The following is a 26977-nucleotide window of genomic DNA, read 5'->3' on the forward strand; positions in this document are numbered from 1 at the left end:
ATGGTAACAATTGAAGACTATAAAAATGGTGAAACGGAATGGTGTCCCGGGTGTGGCAATTTCAACATACTTGAGGCTGTGAAACGTTCTCTTGTGGACCTTGGTAAAAAACCCCATGAAGTTTTGATGGTATCAGGCATTGGCCAGTCCGGTAAATTACCACATTATCTGAAATGCAATACTTTCAACAGTCTTCATGGCAGGACCCTGCCTCCGGCTACGGGAGCAAAGGTTGCCAATCCTGAACTCACCGTAATTGCAGTGGGTGGTGACGGGGATTCCTATGGTGAGGGAGGAAACCATTTTATACATGCCATACGCCGCAATCCCGATATTACCTTGATAGCACATGACAACCAGATATACGGTTTGACCAAGGGCCAGGCCTCCCCTACAAGTGAAATAGGTATGAAAACCAAGGTGCAGACACATGGTGTTCTCCATACTCCTTTCAATCCCCTGGCAGTTGCCATATCCCTGGATTGTCCTTTTGTAGCAAGAGGTTTTGCCGGGGATGTCGAGCACCTTTCATCACTGATATCGCAGGCGATTTCCCATAAGGGATTTTCCCTTGTGGACATTCTCCAGCCTTGTGTTACCTTCAATAAACTCAATACATACAAATGGTATCATGACAGGGTCTATAAAATGGACGACGATGGGCATGATCCTGCAAACAGGATGGCAGCCTTTGAGAAAGCTCTTGAATGGGGTGACCGGATTCCCACGGGTGTGTTCTATAAGAGAGATTCAGAGCCATTCGAGTCCAAACTTGATGTACTGAAAAGCGGGCCACTTACAGCAAAACAATACGATTCCGCAAAGCTGGACAGTGTGTTTGAGAATTTTTCCTGAGGTTAATCATGAATTCCAAAACCAACAGGCTTGCACGGGAAAACAGTCCCTACCTGAGACAGCATTCCACAAATCCTGTTGACTGGTATCCATGGTCAGAAGAAGCTTTTGAACAGGCAAGAAGGAAAAACATTCCGGTCTTCCTTTCCATTGGGTATTCAACATGTCACTGGTGTCATGTAATGGCAGAGGAATCCTTTGAAGATGTGCATATTGCCAATCTTTTGAATTCCAATTTCATACCTGTAAAAGTAGACAGGGAAGAGAGGCCTGATGTAGATGAGTTCTACATGGAAGTCTGCCAGGCAATGAATGGTAGTGGTGGCTGGCCGCTGACTATAATAATGACACCTGAAAAAAAGCCTTTTTTTGCAGCCACCTATATACCAAAAGAAGCAGCAATGGGGCATATGGGCTTATCCGACCTGCTGATGCAGGTTACAAATATATGGGACAATAAAAGGGATGAGATAAGGCAGCAGGCGTCGTAGCTGGTTTCAGAAATCAATAATATTCCCGCCGGAAAGGAGCCGGTAACGCTGTCCATTCTGGAGGATGCGTTTTCCGCACTTTTCGGTATGTTTGACTGGAGGTATGGAGGATTTGGCCCGGCTCCCAAATTTCCTTCTCCTTCCATACTTATCTTCTTGCTCAACCGATGGAAAATGGATAAGCGACCGCAGACCCTCACGATGATAGAAAATACCCTGTCTTCAATGGCAAATGGGGGAATTTTTGATCATCTGGGTGGAGGTTTCCATCGCTATTCTACAGATGCCAGCTGGAATATTCCGCATTTCGAGAAAATGCTCTACGACCAGGCAATGCTTGCGATTGTTTATCTCATGGCTTATCAGGCAACAGGGAATGTGCATTACAGGGCCGTGGTTGATTCAACAATTTCCTATATGGGAACAGTACTTCGCCATCCAGAAGGTGCCTTCTATTGTGGGGAAGATGCTGACAGTGAGGGTCAGGAAGGCTTATTCTATCTGTGGTCCAGAGGGCAAATCGAAGACTCTGTTGGGAAAGAAGATAGTGATTTTTTCCTGCAGTTCTATGACCTAATTCCTATTGATGTTGAAGGGTCTGAATATGGAGGAGTATTGCGCCGGAATGAATATGCTATAAGTGACACTTCAGATGCGAAATTAAAAGAAATAAGAGCACGCCTGTTATCCCTTCGCAGTGAAAGGGTCAGGCCATCTCTTGATAACAAGATTCTCACAGACTGGAACGGACTTGCAATAGCTGCCCTTTCAACGGCTTCCAGGATTTGCGGGGATGTTTCCAGCCTTGAAAAGGCCAAAGAAACTGCTTCTTTTATTCTTTCCTATATGCGCAGGGATGATGGAAGGCTGTATCACCGTTTCCATGAAGGCAATTCTGGCATTGATGGTTTTCTGGATGACTATGCTTTTCTGGCATGGGGCTTGATAGAACTTTATGAAGCTACATTTGAGACAAAATATCTGGAAACAGCAATTGAACTTGTGGATGTAATGGTTGATGTGTTCTATGATGCAGAGCAGGGTGGTTTTTTCTTCTCTGCGTCAGATGTATCTGACATCCCTCACAGGACAAAAAAAGTCTTTGATGGCCCCTATCCAAGCGGGAATTCAGTGGCTGTATACAATCTTTTCTGGCTATTCCATATTACCGGTAATGTAGGCTACCGTGAGTTAGCCCTTACAACCCTATCGGGCTTTGGTGGAATGCTGAAGCGTTCTCCACCGGCCTATAGTTATATGTTAACCGGTCTGATGCTTGGGGAGGCGACCCTTGTGGTAATGGTTACAGATTCTGAAAAAATTGGGCTTAAGGAAATGATGGATGTTGTAAGGAAAAATTACCTTCCCAAAACAATATTGTTATTGAAAAATACCGGGTCTGGCAGTGACCTGTCCCGGATTGCCCCTTATACGCTTGATATGGATATAAAAGAAGGGAGAACTACAGCTTATGTCTGCAAAGGACAAAGCTGCACTCCTCCGGTCAACGACCCCCTGGAATTGAAAAGCCTGTTGTTTTGATCACTTAAAAGTACAGGGCATCTTTTGGACAGGCTTCTACACATCGGCCACATTTTATGCAGTCGGGGTTATTGCCTATATCCCTGACCGTAAGTTCCATGGGGCACACTTTTTCGCATTTCTTGCAATCTATGCAAAGTTCATGTGCCATTTTAAGCTGGTAGCGGTCTCCACCGATTATTCTTTGCGCAGTTCCCATGGGACATACTGTACACCAGGCCCTGGAATTGTAAAATCCACCCAGCAGGATTGCCAGTGAAGTTGTTACAATACACATTGATACCAGTACGACACCGATTTTTTCGAACATATTCTGTGTGACGAATATCACTGATACCCTGTATATCATTACTGTCATCATAAGTACCAAGAGAGGGATTCGCAGCCAGAAACTTTTGAGGATATTCGGTATATCCTGTTTTCTTGATACTTTACTGAGTACGAAATCATACAGGCTTCCACGCGGACATAGATTGCCACAGAACCAGCGTCCTCTCACGACAGATGTAGCCAGCAGGGTGATCATTACAACTGCCATCAGATATCCAAGATAAGGATACCACAATCCTCCCAATGAGACTATCAGGACAAGCAGCCACAGGTAACGTGTGATCTTCAGCATTTTACCATGCCTCAAGTTCTTTGTCGACTTTGTTTACCCATTTATGTACAATTTGCATAATAATTTCCTTTATTTCGTTTTTTTCTTTCAGTTTATAGATATAGGTGTATCCTCCACGATCCAGGTTTGTTTGGGATTTTGTAAGAATTTCTTTTTCATGTAATTTTTTAACGGATCTCTGGACTGTTGAAAGGTCAAGCCCGGTGTCATTTGATATATCTTCGGTATTTACCCATTTTTCCGGAGTATCAAAAAATAACCCGATGACCTTCATATCGGCTCTTGTAAGATTCAGGGCACATTTGATGACATCGTTTAAACGGAATTCTTTGCAGGCAAAGTCTATCATTTCAATACCTCTTATTATTTGCAGTACTGTCTATAGTCAACAGTGTATATAAGTGCTTTTAACAACGGCCATTTATTGTCATAAAATAGCAGTACTCATGATATTACGAGATATATTTATCAATAATGTATATTATGAAGTAGCAGGCGATTACCATGAGCGGTCGTGAATATATGCTAGGCAACGTTGCCATTGCCCGCGGTATTGTAGAAGGGGCTGTGGACGTTGTGTCCGGTTATCCAGGGACCCCTTCTTCTGAAATAGTGGATACTCTGGCTTCTATGAATGAAAGGGACTTCTATATTGAATGGTCCGTAAATGAAAAGGTTGCAATGGAAGTGGCTGCAGGTGCCTCTATGGCAGGAGCCCGTTCTGTGGTTACTATGAAACATGTAGGTCTGAATGTAGCTGCTGATCCCCTGATGACTCTGGCATACATGGGTGTCAAGGGGGGTATGGTTATTATAGTGGCCGATGACCCTTCCTGCCATTCTTCCCAGAATGAGCAGGATACCCGCAGGTATTCCGTGTTCTCACAGATTCCCTGCCTTGAGCCATCAACCCCCCAGCAAGCCAAGGATATGATTCCTTATGCCTTTGAATTATCTGAAAAATATGAGATACCGGTGATCTTTCGCTCCACAACACGTATTTCCCACGGCAAGTCTGATATCAAACTTGCTCCTGTCAGGCAGAAGACAGGTGAAATCAAATTTGAAAAGAATCCAGACCGCTGGGTAATGGTTCCTAAAAATGCGAGGGTACGTCATCCTCACCTGCTTTCGATCCAGCAGGATATTCGCGGCGAGTTTGAATTTTCCGGCTGGAATGAACTTTCAATTGAAGCAGAAAATAATATTGGTGTCATTGCTTGTGGAACAGCTGCAGTTTATGCAAAAGAAGCACTTGATAGGCTTGGTATTACAGCTTCTTTTTTGAAGATAGGGACGTATCCAATTCCAGAAGACAGTGTTCGCCAGCTCCTTGCTAAAACAGAGCAGGTAATTGTGATTGAGGAACTTGAACCTGTTATTGAGGACCAGTGCAAGGTAATTGCAAGAGATGTAGGGTTTGAAACTGAAATCTTTGGAAAAGCAGATGGGATTCTTCCCCGCACAGGTGAATTCAATGTTGATATTTGCATGGAGGGAATTGCTAGAGCCTTTGGAATTGATTCATGCGAATGTAAACCCGCAACACAGGCTATGGAACTTCCTGTCAGGCCGCCTGCAATGTGTCCGGGTTGCTCCCACAGGGGTACTTTCCATGTCATGAAAAAAGTATTTGGCGAAGATGCGGTATTTCCCAGTGACATCGGCTGTTATACTCTCGGCATCCAGCACGGTACGGTGGATACCACTCTCTGTATGGGGGCAAGTATCAGTGTTGCTTCGGGAATCTATGATGCCGGCGAGAAAAAACCCATATGCTGTACAATTGGTGATTCCACCTTTTTCCATACCGGAATTAACAGTTTAATGAATGCTATCTACAATAAATCTGATATCACAGTGTTGATACTTGATAACAGGACTACTGCAATGACCGGCCACCAGCCCAATCCGGGTATGGGTAAGACAGCAACCTATGAACCAACCGTGGAGGTTGCGTTTGATAAATTGTGCAGTGCAATGGGTGCTGAATTCGTGGAGGTGGTTGACCCCTACGACATGGATGCCACGGAGGATGTACTGCAGCGGGCAAAAGCCTATGAAGGGGTTTCAGTTGTGATAGCCAAACGTGCCTGTGTAATTTCCGCAGCAAGGGAAGGTATAAGATACACTCCGTTTATGGTTGATACAAATCTCTGTAAAGGTTGCCGGAAATGCTTGAAATTTGGTTGCCCTGCAATTGAATTTGATGAAGTGTCCAAAAAAGCCTCCATAAATTCAATGTGCAGTGGTTGTGGATTGTGTGTTGAAATATGCAATTTCGATGCTATCATGGAGGTGAAAAAATGACTTCCGATCTATCATATTTTGATCTTGTGATAGCTGGTGTAGGAGGCCAGGGTGCTGTAAAGGTCTCCGATATAATAGGCAAGGCAGCGGTTTCTGATGAAATGAGTGTTCGGGCAGCGGAGACTCACGGGATGGCCCAACGCGGCGGTTCTGTTGTGAACTATGTAAGACTTGGCTGTGAGTTGGGTTCCCTTATACCGTGTGGCAGTGCCCACGGTATGTTGGCACTGGAACCGGTAGAGGCAATGCGCTATATTCATGATGTTTCAAAAGACGGAATAGTGGTTATGAATATTTCTCCTATTTACCCGGTCACTGTGACTTCAGGACAATGTACATATCCTGATCCGAAGGAAATAGCTGCCAGAATTGAAAAGGACTACAGGGTCGTGGCCTTTGATGCTGTGGCCCTTGCCAGACAGGCCGGCAATATAAAGACTCTGAATGTCGTGATGCTAGGGGCAATTTCCTCTTATCTCCCGATCGCCGAAGAAACACTGGTGGAATGCATAAAGAATCTGGTTCCCCCAAAGACCATTGATACCAACCTGAAGGCATTCAGGCTGGGCAGGGAAACAACAAGACAATAACAACATTACCATGTACAGTATACCGGTTTCATGCTTTGATCTTGACCACACTCTGGATTGTGGGCAGGTATTTCGCTGGTCAAAAGAAGATGACTGGTGGCACGGTGTGGTACAGGGAGATTATGTACATGCCTTCTATGAACAGGAGGCGGAGACCCTTTACATTGATTCCCGTCTCCCTGTTGAGTTTTTTGTGAAATACTTCAGGCTGGATGATGACCTGCCCTATATCTTTTCTTCAATCGATCATGATTCCTATGTCCATGAAGCAATAGCAAAATACAAGGGTTTGAGATTGGTCATGCAGGATCCCTGGGAATGCCTTGTATCTTATATGATAGCAACTGCTTCGAATATTCCCCGTATTATGAAATCCATCGAGAAACTGTCCCGGCTACTTGGAGAGGAAATTGTTGATGGAATTTACGCCTTTCCTGAAATATCTACTCTTGCAGCCTGTTGTGGTGAGGATCTTTGCGACTGCAGTCTGGGTTTCAGGGCACGCCGACTTGTCAAAGCTGCCAGGATGATAGAATCAGGGGAGTTAGATCTGTGGGGGCTGTATGATATGGATTATTTTCAAGCCAAAAAGCAATTGATGAATATAGAAGGCATCGGGGATAAGGTGGCTGATTGTATCCTCCTTTTTTCCTATGGAAAAATGGAAGCTTTCCCTGTAGATACCCATGTTGACAAGGTCATCAGAAATTATTATTCCGATAGTTTTGAAGGACCTTATACCAAACCCAAAATGGCTGAGTGGGCAAGATCCTATTTTGGATATTACTGTGGTTATGCCCAGCAGTATCTTTTCTATCAGCACAGGCTTGAAGGTAAACTGGGCAGTGGAATGGATTAAAGGAATTCATTGAGGAAAGCCCTATAGTTGATATCCTTTATTTGCAGGATATTTTCTCCGGACAGGATCTCATATCCTTTTTTAATGCTTTTTGCAACCTGTTTGCCCAGGGAACAGTTGTAAATCTCATTTTCAAGTAATATAGATGCTGTTGTGTATTTGCGTGGGACTTCAGCGACATATTTCCCGCCTTCGATATAGAATGCAAACACATCTGTTCTGTCGGTATATTTCTCCCTGAACATTTCAGCATGTTGTTTAACCCATACCGGAGGACCTCTGTGTTTTTTGACAGTTGCAATTTGGGCATTTTCAAGTTCAATGGTAAGTACGACATCTTTGCCTACCCAGATGCCACTTTTAATGGGATGAAAATCTTGTTTTTCAAGTAATGCTTCCACTGATTTTTGCATTTTGAAAAGCTGGGGATATAGTATATCTTCGACAATTTTGGGGCTCTGGAACTTCAGCACAATTATGGAGCTTGTTCTTTTATTCATTCTCTGGATTATTTCACCATCAGATAGCGGGTTTGCAATCTTCCTTGAAAAGTAGGATTCCTTTGGCTCTTCTAGGTATTGGCGGCAGAGATCAATGAATAGGCAAAACTTGTCAAGTGATAGAGCAGCAGCTACGTTTCTTCCTGCATCTGTGGGGTCAATCACCTGAAGAGGCTCGCTAAATTCTTTTGTAGGCTTCAGGAACTCTATTTTCTGATTCGGCTCCCATGCTGATGCGGCTTCAAGCACGTTTTTGAAAGAGCCGTAATGGATTATTAGCAGTTCAGTGAGATAGCCCGAGAAACCCCGGGTTTTCAGTTCTGAGCCATATATCCTTCCGGCTTTCATGAATTGTTTGAGTAACAGGACATCATCTTCAAGTCCTTTGATTCTCTCTTTTATGAAGCGGTTGTGAAAAGGCGTCCTGTCAACAGCTGAGATTATTCTGGAGGCATCGGTTACACGGTAGCAGGGCACGATATCTACATCAAATCCCGCATAGTTCATTTTAGTGTAGGGGTGTTCTGCATAACCTTCCTCCCAGGACCGGGCTTCTTTTGCAAGTTCGTGCCCTATGAACAAACCATACTCTTCAAGTTTTTCCCGTGGAAGAGTTGGGTCAAAACTTATGAATATATCAAGGTCATGTGTGCCGGTGATCCATGTATTGCGAGCAGCTGAGCCTACCAGCTGGACCTTTGCATCGGTAATACTTTCTCTTTTGGCAATCTGGATCACTCTTTTCATCAGATAACCGGCAGTTTGTTCCAGTTTTTCTTTTTCTTCCAATGAAGGTTTGATATGTTCCAGTACTTTTTTTTCAAGAGGCAGCATGTAAATCCTTTTGATTTCTGTGTTTTTAGTTATGTTATGTATGGTATTTCAGTCATCTTTTGCTATATATTATTTGAAGCTATATACTGTTTCTTTTATTGTTATTTTATAATTTAAATAAACATAAAACTGTCTAACGATAAAAATTTATAGCTATCGATCTTTTCTTCTATGGATAACGGGAGTTTGACAGATGGAGAACAGGTGGGTGCAGTTTTAACTGTCGTTGTCTTTTTTGAGTTGATATTTGGAGGAAAATATGTTAAGTGAAAAGATGACCGATGCGCTGAATGAGCAAATTAACAGGGAAATGTATTCTGCCTATCTTTATATGGCAATGTCTGCTGCAAGTTCCTATAAAGGACTTGACGGGTTTTCTAACTGGTTCATGGTACAATATCAGGAAGAAATGACCCATGCCATGCGCATATATGATTACCTGAAAGGGCAGGGAGCCCAAATTGAACTTAAGGCAATAGAACAACCTCCAAAGGAATTCGGTACGCCCCTTGAGATGTTCAAGGCAACCCTTGAACACGAACAGTTCATCACGAGGTCCATCAATGAATTGGTAACCCTTGCAAATGAAGAGAAGGATTATGCAACAAATATATTTTTGCAATGGTTTGTCACTGAACAGATCGAAGAAGAGAGCAACGATAATGAGATAATCAGCAAACTCCAGCTTGCAGGTGAAGAAGGCAATGGCCTGTTCATGATTGACAAGGAACTCGAGGCAAGAGTGTTCACCCCGCCAGCACAGGAAGGACAGTAATAAGTTAAAGGAGGATTTGATATGGAAATTGAAGAGTTAATTAAAGGAAAAGTATCGGAAGGCAAAGAGAAACATGTACCTGACATTTCAATTGGTAAGTCGCATGGCTCAGACGTGGAAGATCTTGTGACGGTTCATGTAGGTAAGGAAGTTGCACACCCAAATACGGTTGAGCATCATATTGCATGGCTTGAGCTCTACGGTGTTAAAAAAGGAGAGCATGCTGCAGGTTCCAGCTATGGCGGGGATAAATATGGTCAGGTCGTGGATCTGGGCCGTGCAGAATTTGGTCCCTCTTTCACCGAACCCCTTGCGAGATTTAAGGTAAATGTTGCAGATTTCAGTGCTTTATTTGCGATTTCCTACTGCAATGTACATGGTCTGTGGCAAAATATCATCGAACTCTAAAGGATTGGTAAATTCATGGGTACAAATGCAGATAATGTAAAAGAAATCAAGGGTTTTCTTCCAAGGTCCATAAGGTATGCCCAGGACATAAATGAAGACTTCTCTGAAGCTCTTGCGTCCTTTTATACTGCTGTGTGGGAAGATAGGGAGGATGGTCTCTCAATGAAGGAGAAACACCTTCTTGTCTTTTCCATTGCCTGTTCCAATAACAACAGTGAAAGTGCAGTAAAAATTCTTGAAAGACTCAAGAAATTCGGAGCTACCCGTACTGAGGTCACGGATTGTATGATGATCGCTGCCTGGACAGGCGGGATCCAGAATTTCACTGATTTCAGCAGACAGGTATTAAAACAGATGGATAAATTGGGATTTTGAAATAAAGTGGGGATTAATTATGGAAGAAGCAGAACCAACAAGAATGCCTTTGATAGGCGATGAAGCACCGAGTTTTAAAGCAACAACCACACAGGGAGAAATTAATTTCCCGAAGGATTATAAGGGTAAATGGGTAGTCCTGTTCAGCCATCCGGCAGATTTTACACCGGTCTGTACTACCGAATTCATGACCTTTGCTACAATGGAGGATGAATTCAGGGAATTGAATACCGAACTCATCGGACTTTCCATTGACGGTATCCATGCACATATTGCCTGGCTGCGTACCATTAAAGAGAAAATCGAATACAAGGGTATGAAAGATGTAGAGGTCAATTTCCCTGTAATTGCGGATATCAAGATGGAAATAGCGAAGAAATTCGGTATGGTCCAGCCTGGTGCATCGGATACTCAAGCCGTACGTGCGGTATTCATTATCGACCCGAAGAACAAGGTACGTGCAATCCTCTACTACCCACTCAGTAACGGACGGAATATGGATGAAGTCAAGAGACTTATTATTGCCATGCAGAAATCCGATGCCGAACAGATTGCCACTCCGGCAAACTGGCAGCCCGGTGACGATGTGATTATACCTCCACCCGGTTCATGTGGCATGGCAAAGGAGAGGGTCGAGACCAAAGAAGATGATAAGTATTGTCTTGACTGGTTCATTTGCTTTAAAAAGGATAAGAAATAAGCAGGCATAGTCCTGCTTTCTTTTATAGGTGGCCTATGACTTTAAAAGATATATTGCTCGAGGAAAATGTTGGCGGATTTGATCTGGTTTTCAGGGCCCTAATTGGTTCAGTGGCAACGATAGCATTGGCTATGGACCTTGTGGAAACTTCTCCCTGGAACTGGCTGGTTGCACTTGTGGCTTTGGCCGGATTATTTACGGCAATGACAAGGCACTGTACACCCTATCATTACCTGAGTATCAATACCGCAAAAAAATAATTATTCCAGCCCGATCTCTTCATCTGTAAGATAACAGGCCGGGTCATCTGCCCAGACATTGCCATAAACAGCTTCTGCACGTACTCGGAAATTTCCGTTACAGATGTCCAGCCACTTGCACTGGCCACATCTTTTTGCATTTTCCTTCAATAGAGGTTTGCGATCCTTCAGGCCTGCAAGTAAGTTGTCGCTGAGGTCTGTCCATATCTCGCTGAAAGGTCTTTCCCTGATATTCCCGATGGTGTAATGGCGCCAGAACTGATCCGGGTGCACTGTACCATCCCAGGACACACAACCAATTCCTACACCGGTGGAATTGCCTCCGTTCATTTTCATAAGATCGAGGACCTCGGCTGCACGTTCAGGTTCTTTCCCCTTCAATTTCATGTAGAGGTATGGGGCATCACAATGATTATCCACTGTGAGTACCTCTGGTTTAATTCCCTTTTCATACAGCTGTTTTGTACGATCCATAATCAGATCTACGGTCTCCCTGCTTTCTTCATGTGTCAGGTCTTGTTTTATGAGGTCGCTACCTCTGCCTGCATACACAAGATGATAGAAACAGATCCGTGGAATTTTTTCTTCTTCCAGCAGGTCGAATATTGCAGGGATTTCCCGGAAATTACTCTTATTAATTGTAAAACGCAGACCAACCTTGATTCCTGCTTTCATGCAGTTGTGGACGCCTTCAAGTGCTTTTTTGAAAGCCCCCTGTTGTCCCCGGAACCTGTCATTTGTCTCTTCCGTGCCGTCAATAGATATTCCAACGTAGGACAGGCCGATTTCCTTTAGTTTTTTTGCCATGTCCATATCTATCAGTGTGCCATTTGTGGAAATTACTGCTCTTAGGCCCTTTGAGACGGCGTATTCAGCCAATTCGGGCAAATCTTTCCTGACAAGAGGTTCTCCTCCGGAAAAAAGTATGACAGGCGTTTTGAATGCTGCCAGGTCATCGATGAGTCTTTTTCCTTCTTCTGTGGAAAGTTCACCTTCAAAATCTTTATCGTCTGCCTGGGCATAACAGTGAATGCATTTGAGGTTACATTTGCGGGTGATATTCCAAACTACAACAGGTTTCTTGTCTTTTGAGAACTGGAGTAGGTGGGAAGGTAATCTGGAGGAATGTCTTCCGTATCTCAGGGCATCCGATGGTTCGACAGTTCCGCAATAGAGCTTTGAAATACCTATCATTTCTAAACCTTCTTTAATCAAAGTATTCGTCTTTAATGGTCCTTAGCATTTCATCGAAGGTGTACTTGCAGGGCTTTATAGTTGTTTCCACGCCATATTCCTGAATGGTATTTGCCGTAGGTGTACCAATTGCAGCCACGATAGATTTTTTCATAACTTCCTTTATGTCATCGGTTTTTCCCATCTCTTCTGCCAGACTGAAGAAATTGCGTACCATCATGGAACTTGTGAAGGCAAAAATAGCAATATCCCCGGCTGCCGCTCTTTTGATAAGCTCCTTTTGCGTGTCTCCTTCGGGTCGCACAAGTGTATATACCTGTGTTTCCAGAACCGATGCGCCACATTTTTCAAGCCCTTCTATGAGCAGGATTGAACCATAAGCACTGCGCGCGGTATCAACTATCTTTCCCTTAACATCAGGACAGAGATATTCAACCAGTCCTTCTGAGCTGTAGACACCTGGTATACCAAGAACTTCAATATCAAGTTCTTCTAGTCTCTTTTTTGTATTTGGGCCGATGGCTATCACTTTTGTTCTGTTCAGGGCATTGGTGAATTCATTCCTGTTATCTACCTTGTCCAGGGTATAGTCGATACCGTTGGCACTGGTAAATATAACATAGTCGCTCTTTCCAGAAAGGACATGATCGGTGAATATATCAAACATGTCATCTTTCATATCGGCGAGTTCGATCATTGGTGCCTCGAATACCTCGTATCCCATGGATTGTGCCATCTCACGGGATTTTGTGAGGTAACTGCGCGGCCTCATTATTGCTATGGTATTACTCTTTCTATCCATGTTATCCCCATACGACCTCTTGCATACCCAGGATATCATGTACGGAAACCACGTCACCCACAACTGTTATTGCAGGAGCCTTTACACCGGCTTTTTTTGCTTTTTCTGCTATGTTCTCAAGGTTTCCTGTGGTGATCCTCTGATCGGGGTGGGTTCCTTTTTCGATAATTGCTACCGGAGTTGTTGGAGACTTGCCATATTTTTTCAGTGCATTCATATTCTGTTCCAGCCTTTTCACTCCCATAAATATGACCAGGGTCCCCGGGAATCGAGCCAGGTTTTCCCAATCAAGGCCGGTTTCTTTTTTGGTCGGGTCTTCATGGCCGGTGATGAATGTAACCATTGATGCATGGTCCCTATGGGTTACAGGGATTCCGGCATAAGCAGGTACTGCAATAGCAGAGGTGATACCGGGTACAACCTCAAAATCGATCCCTGCCTGCACAAGTTTTTCAGCTTCTTCGCCGCCTCTACCGAACATATAGGGATCCCCTCCCTTTAATCGAACGACATTCTTTCCTTCTTCTGCCTTTTTCACTATCATATCGTTGATTTCTGTCTGGGTTAGTTTATGATTGCCTGCATATTTTCCTGCATCTATTTTTTCTGCTGTTTCAGGCATGCTCTGCAGGATTGCTTCTCCTGGCAACTGGTCATAGACTATGACCTCTGCGCTGTCTATCAATTTTCTTGCTTTTATTGTTAGCAGTTCCGGATCTCCGGGACCGGAACCAACAAGATATACTTTCCCGTATCCGCTATTCATGGTATTAATCCTCTATTGACGTGTTTGAGGAACTAAGGAATTGATTGCTTAAAAAGGTTATATGTACTGGATAGAAGTTGGAGGAAGAAAAAGTGAAAAATATACTCATTGTTTATCGAGTATATATAATAAAATGTCCTTGTTGAGTTTTCCTTCTCTTTCTATCTTTCTGGCAATTTCTTCGTCTGCCATGCCCTCTGATTTCAATTCCTTTATTCTTTCATTAACAGAAGGTGAGATGCTGTAATACTCATTTATGTCTTTCCTGTGCCCCCACACATCTCCCTCTATAAGTCTGATTCCTTCCATCTCAAGGAACATTTCAATGGATTTTGATACAGTTTTCCTGTAAGATGAAGGTATCTGGATCACTTCTACATTCTTACATCTTTTAACGAGATCAAATATGTCCTTATTGGAAGGTCGGAAAGCCAGATGAATTACTCTTTCCCCCTCATCGAGTGTTTCAATTTCTTTCCTTTTACTGACAACTCTGATTTTCATGATTCCACTCCTGATATTAAGCTCGATGCATAACTCAATAAATTATTATTAAGTCTTACCTCTTAAATAATTATCGAGTGAGGAGATCATTCATTTTTCTTCAAACGCAACTTTACAGCATCAGCATGAGCGTACAACCCTTCTTCTTCTGCAAGTGTGATTATCGTATCACTCAGGGACTGCAAGCCTTTCCTGTCCAGCTGCTGTATTGTGGAATATTTCAGGAAATGATTGATGTTTAATCCGGAGTAGAGTCTTGTATATCCGGCTGTGGGGAGAACATGATTTGTTCCTGAAGCATAATCACCGGTTGAAACGGGAGCATATTTTCCCATAAAAATCGACCCGGCACTATCAATTCTGTCCAGGACTGCCTCATCATCTGCTGTCACTATCTCAAGATGTTCGGGTCCGAATTTGTTGGAAAATCCAATACACTCATCAAGAGAATTACCTATAAGGATGGCCGCATTTTGCAGGGCTTCTTTCACAATCTCTGACCTGGGTGTAGTATCTGCAAGTTCTTCTAAGCGTTGTTGTGTATTCGCTGCAATTTCCTCAGAAGTAGTCGTTAATACACAGATTGCGTTGGGGTCATGTTCGGCCTGTGCCAGCAGGTCAGCTGCGATGAAATCCGGGTCTGCAGTTTCATCTGCGATTATCAGGATCTCACTGGGCCCTGCCGGAAAATCTATCTCTGTATGTGTGCGGATAAGCATCTTTGCCGTAGTCACAAATACATTTCCCGGCCCCACAATCTTGTCTACGGGTTTAACGCTTTCAGTTCCATAGGCAAGAGCTGCAACAGCCTGCACACCGCCGAGTCTGTATATCCTGTCAGCACCAGCGACCTTTGCAGCTGCAAGTGTCAGGGGATTTACCTTTCCATCGGTCCCGGGAGGAGTACACATGGCTACGTCTTTCACACCTGCAACTTTGGCTGGGATTATTGTCATAAGGGCTGTTGAAGGGTAAGATGCTCTTCCTCCGGGTACATAGGCACCTACGGATCTTAAGGGTACGGTTTTCTGTCCGGCTTTAATTCCAAGGGAAATTTCCACAAACCATTTGTCCCGGGGTAATTGTGCTTCATGGAATTTCCGGATGTTCGATGCAGCCTTATCCAGATGTTTCAACAAAGACGGGTCTACTTTTGTCATTGCTTCATTAATTTCGTCTTCAGTTACTTCGATGGCACCAATACGGGCTTTGTCAAATTTTTCAGTATAATAACGCAGGGCACTATCCCCGTCCTTTTTCACATCTGCAAGGATTGTTTCAACTGCATCCCTAACAGTCATCAGATCTGATGCCCTTTCCATAAGATTATTTAATTCATTATTGGTGAGGTCTTCAATTTTCTTATAAAGCATGGGGTAAGTCTCCGTCTTTGTATTTATGTATTAGATCGTTATTTCAGATAAAATCCTGAAATGTTTTTTGTTGTTTTTTATTTTCCAATGTTTCCGGCTCTACATAACCATTGCTGTCAGTTTCTCTGCCCAGATATGACAGGATTTTTTGGGCGATCTTTGGCCCGACTATCCCTGCAAGTTGCTTTTCATCTGCTGTTGCAAGTTTCTGGCGGCTGCGATATCCTTTCTTGAAAAGTTTGCGTGCTCTTGCTCTGCCCACGTTGGGAATTTCCACCAATTCGATTAGTTCACTGCCTGCGCCATAATGTATCCTTTTTTCAAGTTTAGCACATTCAGTTTCAAGTTGTGGATTTATCCTGGATGCAATCCTTTGGGTGGCATGCATCAGCCACTCGGCAATATCAGAGCTGGCATAAATGTCTCCTTCTCCGACCTGATAGTTCTCAACAATTTTTTCCAGGCTTTTTTCATTGATCCATTCCAGCAGTAACAAAGCGGTCTTGACCTCTGAAAGAAACCATTCATATTCTATCTGCTTGAAAGGACTGGGAACTTCGATAAACTCTTCTGTATGATTCATAACATAATCATTTATTATTTCATAATCCCTGTTGCGCAAGTAAAGCAGGCGCATATCCGGTGTACTGCAAATCAGTTGCAACAAAGTCATATCTGTGACATGTGTGGTTTTTTCAAGTCCGCGGATAATTTTTGAAGCCGAAAGGGGGTCAATATATAGCGAGGATATCATTTTACCCAGTTCGGTTGCTCTGATGGTCTCATTGTCCTGTTCAAGCATTCCCTCATTCTTGAGGAAGATCAGGCAGTCTTCCAGCAGTTCTTCGAAATTCCAGCTCTGTTGCTGGTGGGCAAAAAATGTGGAACCCAAAAAGGTAAGTATCTCCCTGTGGCAATTTGCAAAACCGCTTGCAATAGTTGAAAGGATATGAGTGCGCAGTGCATTCTCGGTACCCAGCTTTGACCAGATATCTTCTGCAGAAGCGCTGATATATCTCTCCAGCACATCGGTGAATTCTTCATAGGTTTTCACTATGACTACAGCCTCTCCGTAAGGGTCCAGATGTGGCCTGCCTGCCCTGCCGGCCATCTGTTTGTAGTCAAGTACAGGGATGGGTTGCATTCCTGCATTGGGATCATAACGTTTGTAACTGCGGATGATCACACGACGGGCAGGCAGGTTCAATCCGGCTGCCAGTGTTGGTGTGCTGCAGATCATCTTTATTAAATTGTTCCGGAAAGCATCTTCTACGATCCTGCGATGGGCGGAATTCAGTCCTGCATGATGAAAAGCAACCCCTTTTTTTATGCAGTAGGCAAGAGTTTCAGTAAGTTTAGTCTCCCCGTTTTCCAGAACCTCTTTTGCAACTTCTTCCAGTTCATTGCGATTTTGCCTGTCGAGCAGTTCTCCGACAGCAGGAGCACATTTCTTTGCAAATCCGACGCAATTTCTCCGACTGCTGTCAAATACAAGACATTGTCCTCCCTGGATAACAGTGTCTATCACAAGGTTCACAGAATCTTCCTTGTGGCGTCTTTCGATAAACGTCTGGTCTTCATCGAAATTGATGGCATCCCCGTAAAAAATCCCCTCATGTAAGTATGTGGGTCTCCATTCACTCAATACGAGTTTGGCTTCCAGCCACTGTGCAATTTCCATCGCATTACCAACTGTAGCTGAAAGAGCAACCACCTGTGCCCCGGGATTGAGTCTTTTGAGTTTTGCCAGGGTTACTTCCAGTGTAGGTCCTCTGTTTGCCGAATCCAGCAGGTGTACCTCATCAACGATCACAGCGGTGATATCTTTCATCCAGGGTGTGGAATTACGCAAAAGGGAATCTGTTTTCTCGGAGGTAGCTACTATTATGTCATTGGAACCCAGCCATTCATCCCGTGAATCAAAATCCCCGGTTGATATGGCTGTCTTTATTCCTAGACTCTCAAATCTTTTAAAATCCCTGAATTTTTCAGAAGCCAATGCACGAAGGGGTACAATGTAAAGGGCTTTTCCTCCCTTTTTAATAGCCTTTAACATCGCCATCTCTGCAAGTAAGGTCTTCCCTGATGCTGTAGGGATTGCTGCAAGGAGGTTTTCTCCTTGCAGAAGTCCTTTTTCTACAGCATCTGCCTGGGGCGGATAGAGTTCTTCTATACCGGCCTGAAGATATACTTCAATGGCTTCTGAAGGCAGGTCCAGTTCTTCTATTTTCATGAAATTTCACATCTAAGGCGAGTTTGGATATCACTTTTGCTGTTGAAAGGTACAAATACAATTAATAGCATTTATTATTAAAGGGAATACAGGTTATTTTGCAAATAGATATTCTGCTTCAAAGTAAAATCATCGGCTAAATCCCGTTCTGGACATTTAATGGTAAAAACTAAATTATAAGCACTATTATTTAGTGAATGTTTTATTAAGAATAAATATGGTAGGTCCAATGGCAAACACATCAGATGTACTTTCTGAAACTTCGTGGCATTTCGGGAATTTCGGGAATGCACTGGATGTTCTATTCGTAATTTTCATTATTGTACTTACGTTTGTTGCATCAAAATTAGTTGGCAGGCTAATTCAGCATCAATTTGAACTGGCCAACCGTAGGATGGCTGTAGATGAAACTGCTTATCGAATGATCAGGCATACCTCCGTAGCTCTTGTCTATGTATTTGGATTAGTTCTGATAATTATGCGTTTTCCGACACTGCAAAATCTTTCTTTTGCTATCTTTGCAGGTGCAGGGTTTTTGGGTATAGTTGTTGGTCTTGCTGCCCAGAGCACAATGTCAAATATTATTTCAGGTGTATCCCTTGCCATATTTCGTCCCTTTAGGGTGGGAGATCGTGTTAATGTAAGGGATGATTACGGCAAGATTACGGACATCACTTTGCGTCATACGGTCGTTAAAACCTGGGACAACCGCAGGCTTATCATACCAAACCATGTAATCAGTGACGAAGCGATTGTGAATTGGACTATAGAGGACCCAACGGTATGCTGGCCTATTGATATCGGTATAAGCTATGATTCAGATATTGATCTGGCTCGTAAGATAATGGTCGAAGAAGGTCGCAAACATAAAAATACGATGTCTTTCTCTGAACTTCGTAAATATGATGAAAACTTCAGTGATGATGATGTTCTTGTCCTTCTAACAGGACTCGGAGACTTTGCAGTTAACCTAAAATTATTTGTTTGGGTGCGGGATAGAAGTTTTGCTTATGGTGCAGGATGTGAGATTAGGGAAGCCATCAAGAAACGTTTCGACAAGGAAGGAATAGAGATTCCATTCCCGTACAGGACATTGGTGTACAAAAAAGACCTGATTGCAGAAAAAAGTTACGTCGGGCAAAAAGAAGGAAAAGAGGATTTTTAATATCCTCTTCTTTTTTTATTCGTTTCCAAGTTCCCCATTGAAATACTTGTCATAGGAAGTCATATCAAAATGACCATGGCCACTCAGATTGAGCAGGATTGTCTTTTCTTCCCCTGTTTCCTTGCATTTCAGTGCTTCATCGATAGCACATTTGATTGCATGGGATGATTCAGGAGCTGGGGCAAATCCCTCTGTGCGGGCAAAGGTCACACCTGCTTCGAATACTTCGATCTGGTGGTAGTTTGTGGCTTCCATGAGACCTTCATTGACAAGCTGGCTGATTATGGGTGAACAACCGTGATAGCGCAGTCCACCGGCATGTATTGCAGGCGGGATGAAATCGTATCCCAGGGTATGCATTTTCAACAATGGTGTCATTTTTGCCATATCACCGTAATCATATCTGAATTCCCCTGCGCTTAAGGTAGGACATGCGGATGGTTCTACACCGATAACTCTCAGATCATTACCATCTATTTTATCTTTGATGAATGGAAGCCCGATTCCTGCAAGGTTACTACCGCCACCACAGCAGCCGATTACGATGTCTGGGTAATCCTCGGCCATTTTCATCTGTTCCTGGGTTTCCAGTCCTATTATTGTCTGGTGATGCATTACATGGTTAAGTACACTACCCAATGCATATTTGGTATTATCATTGAGAGCAGCATCTTCCACAGCTTCACTGATGGCTATACCCAGACTTCCGCTTGTATCAGGGAAATCTTCCTGTATCTTCCTGCCAAACTGGGTCTCATTGCTCGGGGATGGAATTACATTTGCTCCCCAGAGGTTGATGAGGGATTTTCTGTAAGGTTTCTGGTAGAAACTGGATTGTACCATGTATACCTTACATTCAATATCAAAATAGTTGCATGCAAGAGAAAGAGCACTTCCCCACTGTCCTGCTCCCGTTTCAGTAGTGATCCTTTCGGTTCCCTCTTTCATGTTGTAGTAAGCCTGGGCAATGGAGGTGTTGGGTTTGTGGCTGCCAGCAGGGCTCACACCTTCATGTTTGTAGTAGATTTTTGCAGGTGTGTCAAGTTCCTTTTCAAGTCTTGAGGCACGGTAGAGGGGTGATGGTCTCCAGAGCTTATAGATATCTTTTATTTCATCGGGGATGTTTATGTAACGCTTATCAGACATTTCCTGTTTGATAAGTTCCCTGGCAAAAAGAGGTTCGAGTTCCTCCGGTTTGATTGGTTCATTTGTTGCAGGATTCAATGGAGGCTCAAGGGGAGTGGGCATGTCAGGTAATATGTTATACCATTTTTTTGGCATATCATTTTCATCGAGTATATATTTTGTATATTCCATGATAAGTCACTCTTCTGTGTACACTTTAGTACTGTTTTGTACGCACAGTTGTTTATTTAAGACTATCGGATAATCATACCGGAAAAGGTTGCAAAAGAAAAGATATATTCGTGAATTTTTAGGGTTTGCAACCCAGTTTTACTCTTTCTTCTGGTGAGAGGGATAAATAAAAATCGACGATTTCAAGATCATTATAATGTTTGCTATGCAAAACTTCAAAAAAACGGTCAAGTTTTTGGATAGTTTCCTTGTGCATGGGCTTTAAAGACATGAATTCTTTTGATTCTTTTTCCAAACCCACTTTTGCAAGCTTGTCTGCCAGTACTTTCACTGTTTCTCTATCCTGTTTCAAAAATTGTTGCCTTATGTAATCTATGTCATCCCTGGAATTATCAAATCCCTCTTTGTTTTCCCTGAATTCTTTTGCAGTAATATCATCATAAAGATGCATATACCTTTGATGCAATTTTGCACTTTTTTCCATGTACCAGTACCAGAAACCATTGTCCATATCAGGATTACTTTCCCTTGTACCATGGCTACTTCTTTCTTTTGCCTTTTTGACCAGCCATTCCCTTCTCCATTTATTGAATTCTGAATCGGGGTTCTGACTGGTCTCAGAGGCTTGGTTTGGACTATCCCCACTCTTCATTAGCTCATACCACCACGTCTGCTATAAAGGTAGAGAAGCACAACAGATAGCCTAAACTAAGGCTGTTAATGTAAGCTTTCTTGTTGTACCACCTGCTATACCACTAGCAAGGTTAAATTATATTTATTCTTATTTAACGTTATCCGCATTGTTTTGTATAGTAATCATTAGTATGAGGAATTATGTTTTAATATTTTATTTTCTAAAGATTATTATGCGTGGAATACTTGTAACAATATGTGCTAATTATACATATTCACAAAATCATTAGTGATCACAATGAATCCAGAAAATCAACTTTCTATGGCAGAAGAGGAATTATTGGGCCAACTTGTAAGTGGCGACCTTTCAATGCATCGTTTGGACAAACATGTCGAAAAGGACAGGGCTGTGCTCCTTCGCAGAATGGCTCTGGAAAAAATCAGGGATGTACAATTGGAACATATTGGTAGCTTCAGTATAAATGAAAATGAAGCAAGTAAGCGCAATATTGAAAATATGATTGGGGCGGTGCAGGTTCCTCTGGGAATAGCAGGTCCCGTAAAAATAAGGGGGGAATTTGCGCAAGGGGATTATTATCTTCCTCTTGCCACGACAGAAGGGGCCCTGGTTGCCAGTGTTAACCGTGGGTGTTCAGCTATTTCTGCTTCAGGTGGTACTGTAGTGAGGGTCTTCAATGAAGTGATGACCAGGGCACCTGTGTTCAGGATGAATGATATCAATCACGCAAAAGAATTTGTTGACTGGATAAAAGACGGGGACGTTTTTGAACAACTTCAAAATAAAGCTTCTGAAACAACACGTTTTGGTAAACTTACCGATGTTGGGCCATATGTCCTGGGTAACAATGTTTACCTGCGTTTTGAATTTGACACCAAGGATGCCATGGGAATGAATATGGTAACCATTGCTACCCAGGCAATTGTGGACCTGATCAGTGATGAATTCGGTGTTTATCCGGTGTCGCTTTCCGGAAACATGTGCTCCGACAAAAAACCCGCAGCAATCAATAACATCAAGGGCCGGGGTAAAACTGTGGTTGTGGAAGTTGAGTTAACTGCTGAAGTTGTAGAAAAGAAGTTAAAGACCACTCCGCAAGCGATGGAAGAGGTGAATTACAGGAAAAACCTTCTGGGTTCAGCACGTGCCCAGTCCTTGGGATTCAATGCCCATGCGGCTAATATAATCGCTGCCATGTATATTGCCTGTGGCCAGGACCCTGCTCATGTTGTTGAGGGTAGCAGTGCGATAACTACAATGGATGTCACAAAATATGGTTCCCTTTATTGTACTGTGACCCTGCCGGCATTGCAGCTTGGTACCGTAGGAGGAGGCACCAAAATAGGTACTCAGGCAGAATGCCTGGGTTTGCTGGGAGTTGCTGGTGGAAGTGATGTGCCCGGTGCCAATTCAAAAAAACTGGCTGAAATCATAGCATCAGCGGTACTTGCAGGAGAAATCTCTCTTGTAGGTGCACAGGCAGCCGGTCATCTGGCACGTGCCCATGCCGAACTGGGACGATGATCAGGATCTCTGGGAGTGATATATCTCCCCTATCCTTTCCAGGCTCTCTGCTTCTTCAGGGGATTTATCATCCCTCACATTAACAAGCCTGGGAAAACGCAGGGCATATCCGGATTCATAATTGGGACTCTTTTGTATCTCTTCAAAAGCAATCTCAAAGACAATTTCCGGTTTTAATTCTATTTTTCTGCCCGCTTCATAGACAACAAGATCAGAAAAAAGTGTGGTAAGTTCTGCCAGTTTTTCATCTGTAATGCCGGTGGCTACCTTGCCAATGGCAGGGAATTTTCCGGTGTCCGGGTCATAACAACCAAGGGCATAGGAACCAATCAGGTTTGCACGACGTCCATATCCCCACTCAGCACCGATAACCACAAGATCCAGGGTTTCCATGAGTGGTTTCTTCTTAAGCCAGTTTTTGCCTCTTTTACCAGGGGAATAAGGTGCATCGGGCTTTTTAATCATTATTCCTTCATGGCCTGCCCTGAGAGCATCTGCATAGATTTCCTGTATCTCTTCCTCATTATCGGTGATTACTTGTCTGTCTACGAGTATCCTGTCACTGCTCTGGACATTCTGGAACAACAACTCTCTTCTTTTCCTGAGAGGATTGTCAATCAGACTTTCCCCGTTAAGATAGAGCACGTCAAAGAGGTTTAGTTTGAGAGGGATTGCTTTGGCAATTGCTTCAACATCATATTTTCTTCTGAACCGCTTAAGTATGTCCTGGAATGCCCGGGGTTTGCCATCTTTTCCGATCGCCACGGCTTCTCCTTCTAGAATAGCCGTGTCTGCATTCACATTTTCCTGCACTTCTTTTACTACATCGGGCAGGGAGGATGTTACATTCTCAAGTCTGCGGGAAAATATGTGTATGTTCTCTCCTTCTTTATGTATCTGCACTCTTGCCCCGTCAAATTTCCATTCTACGGCAACTTCTCCTAGGTCATTAAGGGCTGACTGGATACTGGATGTTACCTGTGCAAGCATCATTTTGACAGGGCGATTCAGCTGGATGTCAAGTTTCTGTACTTCTTCATTGCCACCATTGCAGGCTGCAACGGCTACAAGCCCCAGGTCGTTTGTCAGCATGAGTGCCCGCTCGACTACGTCCACATCAGTTTCAAAAGCTTTGGAGATCGCGTCTCGGACGATTCCTTCTCCCACTCCGATACGCAGCTGTTCGATAGCAAGCCGGGCGAGGTATCGTGCCTCTATAGGTGTTGCCGAATTGAAAAGATACTGTAGATTTTTTATTTTGGTACCGTGGGAACGTTTACCTGCAGTATCTGCAATATGGGTAAACCTCTCATAGACTTCTTTGATCTCCATGCCGGGTTTTTCTTCAATAAATGCTGAGAATGTAGATTGTCCGGCAGGATTGGAGGATAGGGCTTGTACTGCTGTTTCCCCTATATCCCCGGTTTTGCGGATGATATTTTCTATTTCCTCCTCTGAAACCCCTGATGATTTTGAGAGAGCAGTATATAGGAGCCTGTTTCCTACACCCATCTGCCTGTCACTCCAGGCAGGGAAAACCGAACCCATTACAAAGTGGGTCACAATAGGAAGTTCTTCAATTGTGACCTCTTTTAGGAGTTTTGCAATCACATCGGTCATTTCCAGTGAACCGGGGATATGTTCGATGCTCGCACATGTATTTGCAAAATATTCAAAAGAAGTCACTTATGAACACCTGTTCTCAATCTTCCCTGTAAATGGATATAAGGTCGCTCAGGATCGCACTTGCGGTCTCGATAGAACCCGCACCCCTGCCAGTTGAGGTAACCGTGCCTGCCAGGTCGGTCTGCACCGAAATCACATTAAGGGTTCCCCCTACAGCAAGTGGGTGGCTTTCCGGTACAAGACGTGGTGATGTTTGGATTAATCCGTCCTTTACTTCCCCGATCTGCTTGATGACATATCCTTCGGATTGAGCCAGTGCAAGTGCTTCCGGGGTAATGCTGGTAATACCTTTTACATCCACATCATGGTATGTTGCTTTCATATCGAATACATAGTTTGCAAGGATTACAAGTTTACAGGCAGCATCGATCCCTTCCACATCATAGGTTGGGTCGGTTTCAGCAATCCCTAACTCCTGGGATTCTGCAAGCATCTGTTCATATGATGCGTGCTCTTCCATCATCCTTGTTAAGATGTAATTGCAGGTTCCATTCAGGATTCCTTCAATACTGATAATTGAGTTGCCTGCTATAGTATCACGTATCAGGTTTATTGCCGGCATGGCACCACCGACAGTTGCCTCAAACCTGAATTTAGCATTGTTTTTTTGGGCAGCTTCTGCAAGTTCCCCGTATTTGAGGGCCAGGGGGCCTTTGTTGGATGTGACCACATCCATTCCTTTTTCAAAAGCTGTCAACATGTTTTCAAGGCCCACTCCTCCGGTTTCAATATCGGTAGGGGTGGTTTCAATGACAACTTCATGTTCTACATTCCTGATAATTTCCAGGCCACTAAGTGTTTCGGATCCCACTCGTCCATTTTCCTTTTTACTGTTGAGGACCATTTCAAGATCAAGGCCTTTCTCATCGATAGCAGCACTTCTCGAATCTGCCACAGCAACAACTTTCAGGTCAAAACCCTTTTTTTGAATCTCTTTTTTTTTCTGGAGGAATACTTGAGCTGCTCCCTGTCCTACAGAACCAAAACCGATTATAGATGCACGAATCATTTTCATATGTATAACACCTCAGGAAAATTCTGCCCGTATGGGCTCAACAACAAGCAGGTCTTTTTTCTCTGCAACATCTTTGAGTATGCTGATTGCTTCATGCAGTTCCTTTATCCCGACAGCACAAATCTTCAGGGAAGCAGATGAAGTGGTGTTTATGTGGGGCATGGAAAGGGAAATATCCACAACTTCTGCATAGCCGGTCCTGTCAATGCTGTCGATGGTGTCCTGAATATCAGTATGGACGATATGGCCAATCAGGATTACTGCTCCTTCCTCGATCAACCTCTCTTCATCTACTCTGCTGATGCCGATACCATTTTCTTCCAGTTTTTCTATAATTGCATCGAGATTATCAGGTTCAGCCTCAAAAACGAGCTGTACTGGAATGGTGCCTCTTGGTGTCCTTTCTTCATGATGGTGGACAATTGATTTCAGGTTCCCGCGTAATTCTGATATGGGTGTCAGAGCGCAAAGGAGCTGACCTGGCGTGTCTTTCAGTTCTATATCCATTGAAACTCTCATAGGTGACCTCCTTTTGGTATAATTCGGATTATCTGTTTTACATTCCTAACGGGTAATAGACAATTATAGGTTTTGGTGGTCGGGAACTTTTCAATCTTTCAATACCAGTATATTTCCTCTTCCTTTTTTGAACTTGTCAATAAGTCCTCTTCTCTGCAGATCTGCGATCATCAGGCTTGTTTTTGCCTCTGAACAATTAAGTTTCTGCCGGAGGTCTTTCTGGGTGATTCTTCCTCCGGCTTTCTGTATGATTGCCAGAATTTCCTTCAGGTCTGCGGGTAGTTCCTCTTCTTTTGTTTCCGCCTCTTTTGGCCTTGAAGTATGAGATTTTTCACCCGCTTTCTCCAATTCATGTGCCTGTTCTATTTCGGATATATCTGGACTGCTGGTAACAGAATTTTTGACATTCTTTTCTTTGTTGTGCCTATAAAAATAGATGGCAACAATAAGTAATGGAATTATGAGAATTAGTAGGTAGTAGGAATTGTCCCTGTCATCAGAAGTTTCTTCAACGATTCTTGTGTCTTCCTCTACAGAGGTTGTCAGGTTGTTTAATTCAGTATCGTTGAAGTCTTCAATATCTTCTTCATATGCCGGATAAAGGAGAATGTCGATTACGTAATCTCCTTGCTTTTTGATTGTAATTTCTTCTTCGGAGTAAGATGTAAGTTTGCCGTTTTCATAACCTCTGGCTTTTATAAGATATGAACCGGGTTCCAGGGTGAATGCATATATCCCATTACTTGCCACTATGGTTTGTGCAGGAGTTGTGTTTATTTCGAGTATGACATCTTCCTGTGGTTCTAAAGTATACCAGTTATATAGTGAGCCATGGACTGTTGCAGTTTCTTCGGCTGCGGCACAGTAACCCAACATCAGCGTGCACAGAAGAACAATCGTGGCTATTCGAAGTTGTTTTTTAATCACACTCCTAGTTTAATGCAGTATTGCATATATTGTTTATTGAAAATATAATTCTTCTTTTCTTGGTATTTTTTGTATATTAATCGGTTTTATTGGCTTTAATTAGATTTTAAACCAAATTTAAACCTTATTTATGAAAATTAAACCTTTGTAAAGTTTTAAAATCCTTTGTTTTTTTTAAA

General features: G+C 43.1%; 28 protein-coding genes. 13 read left to right on the plus strand and 15 right to left on the minus strand.

The features are described from left to right. The 3 genes from MMAH_RS02740 (at position 1) to MMAH_RS02750 (ending at position 2888) form a co-directional block, all read left to right on the plus strand. Entirely contained in the window at positions 1–855 is an 855-nt protein-coding gene (locus MMAH_RS02740) for a 2-oxoacid:ferredoxin oxidoreductase subunit beta (RefSeq protein ID WP_013037014.1), read from the plus strand. An 8-nt stretch (positions 856–863) separates the two neighbouring features. Beyond that, positions 864–1346 (plus strand): thioredoxin domain-containing protein, encoded by a 483-nt coding sequence (locus MMAH_RS02745; protein ID WP_083774826.1) that lies wholly within the window; start codon positions 864–866, stop codon positions 1344–1346. Between the two features lie 87 nt (positions 1347–1433). After that, entirely contained in the window at positions 1434–2888 is a 1455-nt protein-coding gene (locus MMAH_RS02750; RefSeq protein ID WP_048902094.1) for a thioredoxin domain-containing protein, read from the plus strand. A 4-nt stretch (positions 2889–2892) separates the two neighbouring features. Here the strand turns inward: MMAH_RS02750 and MMAH_RS02755 are convergent, their stop codons facing one another. Further along, positions 2893–3510, minus strand: coding sequence for a 4Fe-4S binding protein (locus MMAH_RS02755; protein ID WP_013037015.1), 618 nt, complete (start codon positions 3508–3510; stop codon positions 2893–2895). A gap of 1 nt (position 3511) precedes the next feature. Next, on the minus strand, positions 3512–3859 hold the full coding sequence (locus MMAH_RS02760) for a helix-turn-helix domain-containing protein (RefSeq protein WP_013037016.1): 348 nt from the start codon (positions 3857–3859) through the stop codon (positions 3512–3514). Positions 3860–4014: 155 nt separating this feature from the next. Between MMAH_RS02760 and iorA the strand changes: the two genes are divergently transcribed. From iorA to MMAH_RS02775, 3 genes are read left to right on the plus strand one after another with little or no spacing between them, the layout of a single operon-like run. Next, positions 4015–5820, plus strand: a complete 1806-nt coding sequence (gene iorA / locus MMAH_RS02765; RefSeq protein ID WP_013037017.1) for an indolepyruvate ferredoxin oxidoreductase subunit alpha — start codon at positions 4015–4017, stop codon at positions 5818–5820. Further along, on the plus strand, positions 5817–6410 hold the full coding sequence (locus tag MMAH_RS02770; RefSeq protein ID WP_013037018.1) for an indolepyruvate oxidoreductase subunit beta: 594 nt from the start codon (positions 5817–5819) through the stop codon (positions 6408–6410). The genes iorA and MMAH_RS02770 overlap by 4 nt, the downstream gene beginning before the upstream one ends. 10 nt (positions 6411–6420) lie before the next feature. Then, complete coding sequence (locus MMAH_RS02775) at positions 6421–7269, plus strand: DNA-3-methyladenine glycosylase family protein (protein ID WP_013037019.1); 849 nt, start codon at positions 6421–6423, stop codon at positions 7267–7269. Here the strand turns inward: MMAH_RS02775 and cca are convergent. Next, positions 7266–8603: a CCA tRNA nucleotidyltransferase gene (gene cca, locus MMAH_RS02780; protein WP_013037020.1), complete on the minus strand. Its 1338-nt coding sequence runs from the start codon at positions 8601–8603 to the stop codon at positions 7266–7268. The genes MMAH_RS02775 and cca overlap by 4 nt on opposite strands. A 259-nt stretch (positions 8604–8862) precedes the next feature. Here cca and MMAH_RS02785 point away from each other — a divergent pair, with 259 nt between their 5' ends. Genes MMAH_RS02785 through MMAH_RS02805 form a run of 5 tightly spaced genes read left to right on the plus strand, consistent with a single transcriptional unit; the run spans position 8863 to position 11121 of the window. Continuing rightward, positions 8863–9378 (plus strand): ferritin, encoded by a 516-nt coding sequence (locus tag MMAH_RS02785; RefSeq protein ID WP_013037021.1) that lies wholly within the window; start codon positions 8863–8865, stop codon positions 9376–9378. A 21-nt stretch (positions 9379–9399) separates the two neighbouring features. Next, a complete protein-coding gene (locus MMAH_RS02790) occupies positions 9400–9786 on the plus strand; it encodes a desulfoferrodoxin family protein (RefSeq protein ID WP_013037022.1) in 387 nt (128 codons plus the stop codon). Positions 9787–9801: 15 nt separating this feature from the next. After that, positions 9802–10161, plus strand: a complete 360-nt coding sequence (locus tag MMAH_RS02795) for a carboxymuconolactone decarboxylase family protein (RefSeq protein WP_013037023.1) — start codon at positions 9802–9804, stop codon at positions 10159–10161. Positions 10162–10180: 19 nt separating this feature from the next. Beyond that, complete coding sequence (locus MMAH_RS02800; RefSeq protein WP_013037024.1) at positions 10181–10861, plus strand: peroxiredoxin; 681 nt, start codon at positions 10181–10183, stop codon at positions 10859–10861. A 35-nt stretch (positions 10862–10896) separates the two neighbouring features. Beyond that, entirely contained in the window at positions 10897–11121 is a 225-nt protein-coding gene (locus tag MMAH_RS02805) for a YgaP family membrane protein (RefSeq protein ID WP_013037025.1), read from the plus strand. Here the strand turns inward: MMAH_RS02805 and ahbC are convergent, their stop codons facing one another. From ahbC to MMAH_RS02835, 6 genes are all read right to left on the minus strand, one after another. After that, a complete protein-coding gene (gene ahbC, locus MMAH_RS02810; protein WP_013037026.1) occupies positions 11122–12315 on the minus strand; it encodes a 12,18-didecarboxysiroheme deacetylase in 1194 nt (397 codons plus the stop codon). Between the two features lie 13 nt (positions 12316–12328). Further along, positions 12329–13117, minus strand: coding sequence for a uroporphyrinogen-III synthase (locus MMAH_RS02815; RefSeq protein ID WP_013037027.1), 789 nt, complete (start codon positions 13115–13117; stop codon positions 12329–12331). 1 nt (position 13118) lies between these two features. Continuing rightward, on the minus strand, positions 13119–13883 hold the full coding sequence (gene cobA / locus MMAH_RS02820) for a uroporphyrinogen-III C-methyltransferase (protein ID WP_013037028.1): 765 nt from the start codon (positions 13881–13883) through the stop codon (positions 13119–13121). Between the two features lie 105 nt (positions 13884–13988). Beyond that, positions 13989–14387: a DUF1699 family protein gene (locus tag MMAH_RS02825; protein WP_013037029.1), complete on the minus strand. Its 399-nt coding sequence runs from the start codon at positions 14385–14387 to the stop codon at positions 13989–13991. An 86-nt stretch (positions 14388–14473) separates the two neighbouring features. Next, positions 14474–15760 carry a histidinol dehydrogenase gene (gene hisD / locus MMAH_RS02830; protein WP_013037030.1) on the minus strand — a complete coding sequence of 429 codons (1287 nt, stop codon included), beginning with the start codon at positions 15758–15760 and terminating at the stop codon, positions 14474–14476. A gap of 43 nt (positions 15761–15803) precedes the next feature. Next, a complete protein-coding gene (locus tag MMAH_RS02835) occupies positions 15804–17993 on the minus strand; it encodes an ATP-dependent DNA helicase (RefSeq protein ID WP_013037031.1) in 2190 nt (729 codons plus the stop codon). 229 nt (positions 17994–18222) lie between these two features. Here MMAH_RS02835 and MMAH_RS02840 point away from each other — a divergent pair, with 229 nt between their 5' ends. Beyond that, complete coding sequence (locus MMAH_RS02840) at positions 18223–19158, plus strand: mechanosensitive ion channel family protein (protein ID WP_013037032.1); 936 nt, start codon at positions 18223–18225, stop codon at positions 19156–19158. A gap of 15 nt (positions 19159–19173) precedes the next feature. On the opposite strand, the gene MMAH_RS02845 is transcribed toward MMAH_RS02840, so the two are convergent. Continuing rightward, on the minus strand, positions 19174–20475 hold the full coding sequence (locus tag MMAH_RS02845) for a TrpB-like pyridoxal phosphate-dependent enzyme (protein ID WP_013037033.1): 1302 nt from the start codon (positions 20473–20475) through the stop codon (positions 19174–19176). 118 nt (positions 20476–20593) lie between these two features. Further along, positions 20594–21127: a hypothetical protein gene (locus MMAH_RS02850; RefSeq protein WP_013037034.1), complete on the minus strand. Its 534-nt coding sequence runs from the start codon at positions 21125–21127 to the stop codon at positions 20594–20596. 279 nt (positions 21128–21406) lie between these two features. On the opposite strand from MMAH_RS02850, the gene hmgA reads away from it, so the two are divergent. Continuing rightward, the gene (gene hmgA, locus MMAH_RS02855; RefSeq protein WP_013037035.1) at positions 21407–22651 is read left to right on the plus strand and encodes a hydroxymethylglutaryl-CoA reductase (NADPH); all 1245 of its coding nucleotides are present in this window, start codon (positions 21407–21409) and stop codon (positions 22649–22651) included. Here hmgA and MMAH_RS02860 read toward each other — a convergent pair whose 3' ends face one another. From MMAH_RS02860 to MMAH_RS02875, 4 genes are all read right to left on the minus strand, one after another. Then, complete coding sequence (locus MMAH_RS02860) at positions 22652–24337, minus strand: ATP-dependent DNA ligase (RefSeq protein ID WP_013037036.1); 1686 nt, start codon at positions 24335–24337, stop codon at positions 22652–22654. It lies immediately after the preceding gene. Positions 24338–24353: 16 nt separating this feature from the next. Next, positions 24354–25352, minus strand: a complete 999-nt coding sequence (locus tag MMAH_RS02865; protein WP_013037037.1) for a homoserine dehydrogenase — start codon at positions 25350–25352, stop codon at positions 24354–24356. Between the two features lie 12 nt (positions 25353–25364). Further along, entirely contained in the window at positions 25365–25871 is a 507-nt protein-coding gene (locus MMAH_RS02870; RefSeq protein ID WP_013037038.1) for an amino acid-binding protein, read from the minus strand. A gap of 90 nt (positions 25872–25961) precedes the next feature. Next, positions 25962–26798 carry a helix-turn-helix transcriptional regulator gene (locus MMAH_RS02875; RefSeq protein ID WP_157198682.1) on the minus strand — a complete coding sequence of 279 codons (837 nt, stop codon included), beginning with the start codon at positions 26796–26798 and terminating at the stop codon, positions 25962–25964. Positions 26799–26977: the final 179 nt, after the last annotated feature.

It is taken from the genome of Methanohalophilus mahii DSM 5219 (assembly GCF_000025865.1).
GTDB classification, from domain to species: Archaea; Halobacteriota; Methanosarcinia; order Methanosarcinales; family Methanosarcinaceae; genus Methanohalophilus; species Methanohalophilus mahii.

Coding starts and splice junctions, on each gene's coding strand:
- MMAH_RS02755 (WP_013037015.1), bottom strand. CDS start 3,510: ATGCTGAAGATCACACGTTACCTGTGGCTGCTTGTCCTGATAGTCTCA.
- MMAH_RS02825 (WP_013037029.1), bottom strand. CDS start 14,387: ATGAAAATCAGAGTTGTCAGTAAAAGGAAAGAAATTGAAACACTCGAT.
- cobA (WP_013037028.1), bottom strand. CDS start 13,883: ATGAATAGCGGATACGGGAAAGTATATCTTGTTGGTTCCGGTCCCGGA.
- MMAH_RS02805 (WP_013037025.1), top strand. CDS start 10,897: ATGACTTTAAAAGATATATTGCTCGAGGAAAATGTTGGCGGATTTGAT.
- MMAH_RS02760 (WP_013037016.1), bottom strand. CDS start 3,859: ATGATAGACTTTGCCTGCAAAGAATTCCGTTTAAACGATGTCATCAAA.
- iorA (WP_013037017.1), top strand. CDS start 4,015: ATGAGCGGTCGTGAATATATGCTAGGCAACGTTGCCATTGCCCGCGGT.
- MMAH_RS02770 (WP_013037018.1), top strand. CDS start 5,817: ATGACTTCCGATCTATCATATTTTGATCTTGTGATAGCTGGTGTAGGA.
- cca (WP_013037020.1), bottom strand. CDS start 8,603: ATGCTGCCTCTTGAAAAAAAAGTACTGGAACATATCAAACCTTCATTG.
- MMAH_RS02775 (WP_013037019.1), top strand. CDS start 6,421: ATGTACAGTATACCGGTTTCATGCTTTGATCTTGACCACACTCTGGAT.
- MMAH_RS02785 (WP_013037021.1), top strand. CDS start 8,863: ATGTTAAGTGAAAAGATGACCGATGCGCTGAATGAGCAAATTAACAGG.
- MMAH_RS02740 (WP_013037014.1), top strand. CDS start 1: ATGGTAACAATTGAAGACTATAAAAATGGTGAAACGGAATGGTGTCCC.
- MMAH_RS02745 (WP_083774826.1), top strand. CDS start 864: ATGAATTCCAAAACCAACAGGCTTGCACGGGAAAACAGTCCCTACCTG.
- MMAH_RS02750 (WP_048902094.1), top strand. CDS start 1,434: ATGTTTGACTGGAGGTATGGAGGATTTGGCCCGGCTCCCAAATTTCCT.
- hisD (WP_013037030.1), bottom strand. CDS start 15,760: ATGCTTTATAAGAAAATTGAAGACCTCACCAATAATGAATTAAATAAT.
- MMAH_RS02790 (WP_013037022.1), top strand. CDS start 9,400: ATGGAAATTGAAGAGTTAATTAAAGGAAAAGTATCGGAAGGCAAAGAG.
- MMAH_RS02815 (WP_013037027.1), bottom strand. CDS start 13,117: ATGGATAGAAAGAGTAATACCATAGCAATAATGAGGCCGCGCAGTTAC.
- MMAH_RS02835 (WP_013037031.1), bottom strand. CDS start 17,993: ATGAAAATAGAAGAACTGGACCTGCCTTCAGAAGCCATTGAAGTATAT.
- MMAH_RS02845 (WP_013037033.1), bottom strand. CDS start 20,475: ATGGAATATACAAAATATATACTCGATGAAAATGATATGCCAAAAAAA.
- MMAH_RS02865 (WP_013037037.1), bottom strand. CDS start 25,352: ATGAAAATGATTCGTGCATCTATAATCGGTTTTGGTTCTGTAGGACAG.
- ahbC (WP_013037026.1), bottom strand. CDS start 12,315: ATGATAGGTATTTCAAAGCTCTATTGCGGAACTGTCGAACCATCGGAT.
- hmgA (WP_013037035.1), top strand. CDS start 21,407: ATGAATCCAGAAAATCAACTTTCTATGGCAGAAGAGGAATTATTGGGC.
- MMAH_RS02840 (WP_013037032.1), top strand. CDS start 18,223: ATGGCAAACACATCAGATGTACTTTCTGAAACTTCGTGGCATTTCGGG.
- MMAH_RS02870 (WP_013037038.1), bottom strand. CDS start 25,871: ATGAGAGTTTCAATGGATATAGAACTGAAAGACACGCCAGGTCAGCTC.
- MMAH_RS02800 (WP_013037024.1), top strand. CDS start 10,181: ATGGAAGAAGCAGAACCAACAAGAATGCCTTTGATAGGCGATGAAGCA.
- MMAH_RS02850 (WP_013037034.1), bottom strand. CDS start 21,127: ATGAAGAGTGGGGATAGTCCAAACCAAGCCTCTGAGACCAGTCAGAAC.
- MMAH_RS02795 (WP_013037023.1), top strand. CDS start 9,802: ATGGGTACAAATGCAGATAATGTAAAAGAAATCAAGGGTTTTCTTCCA.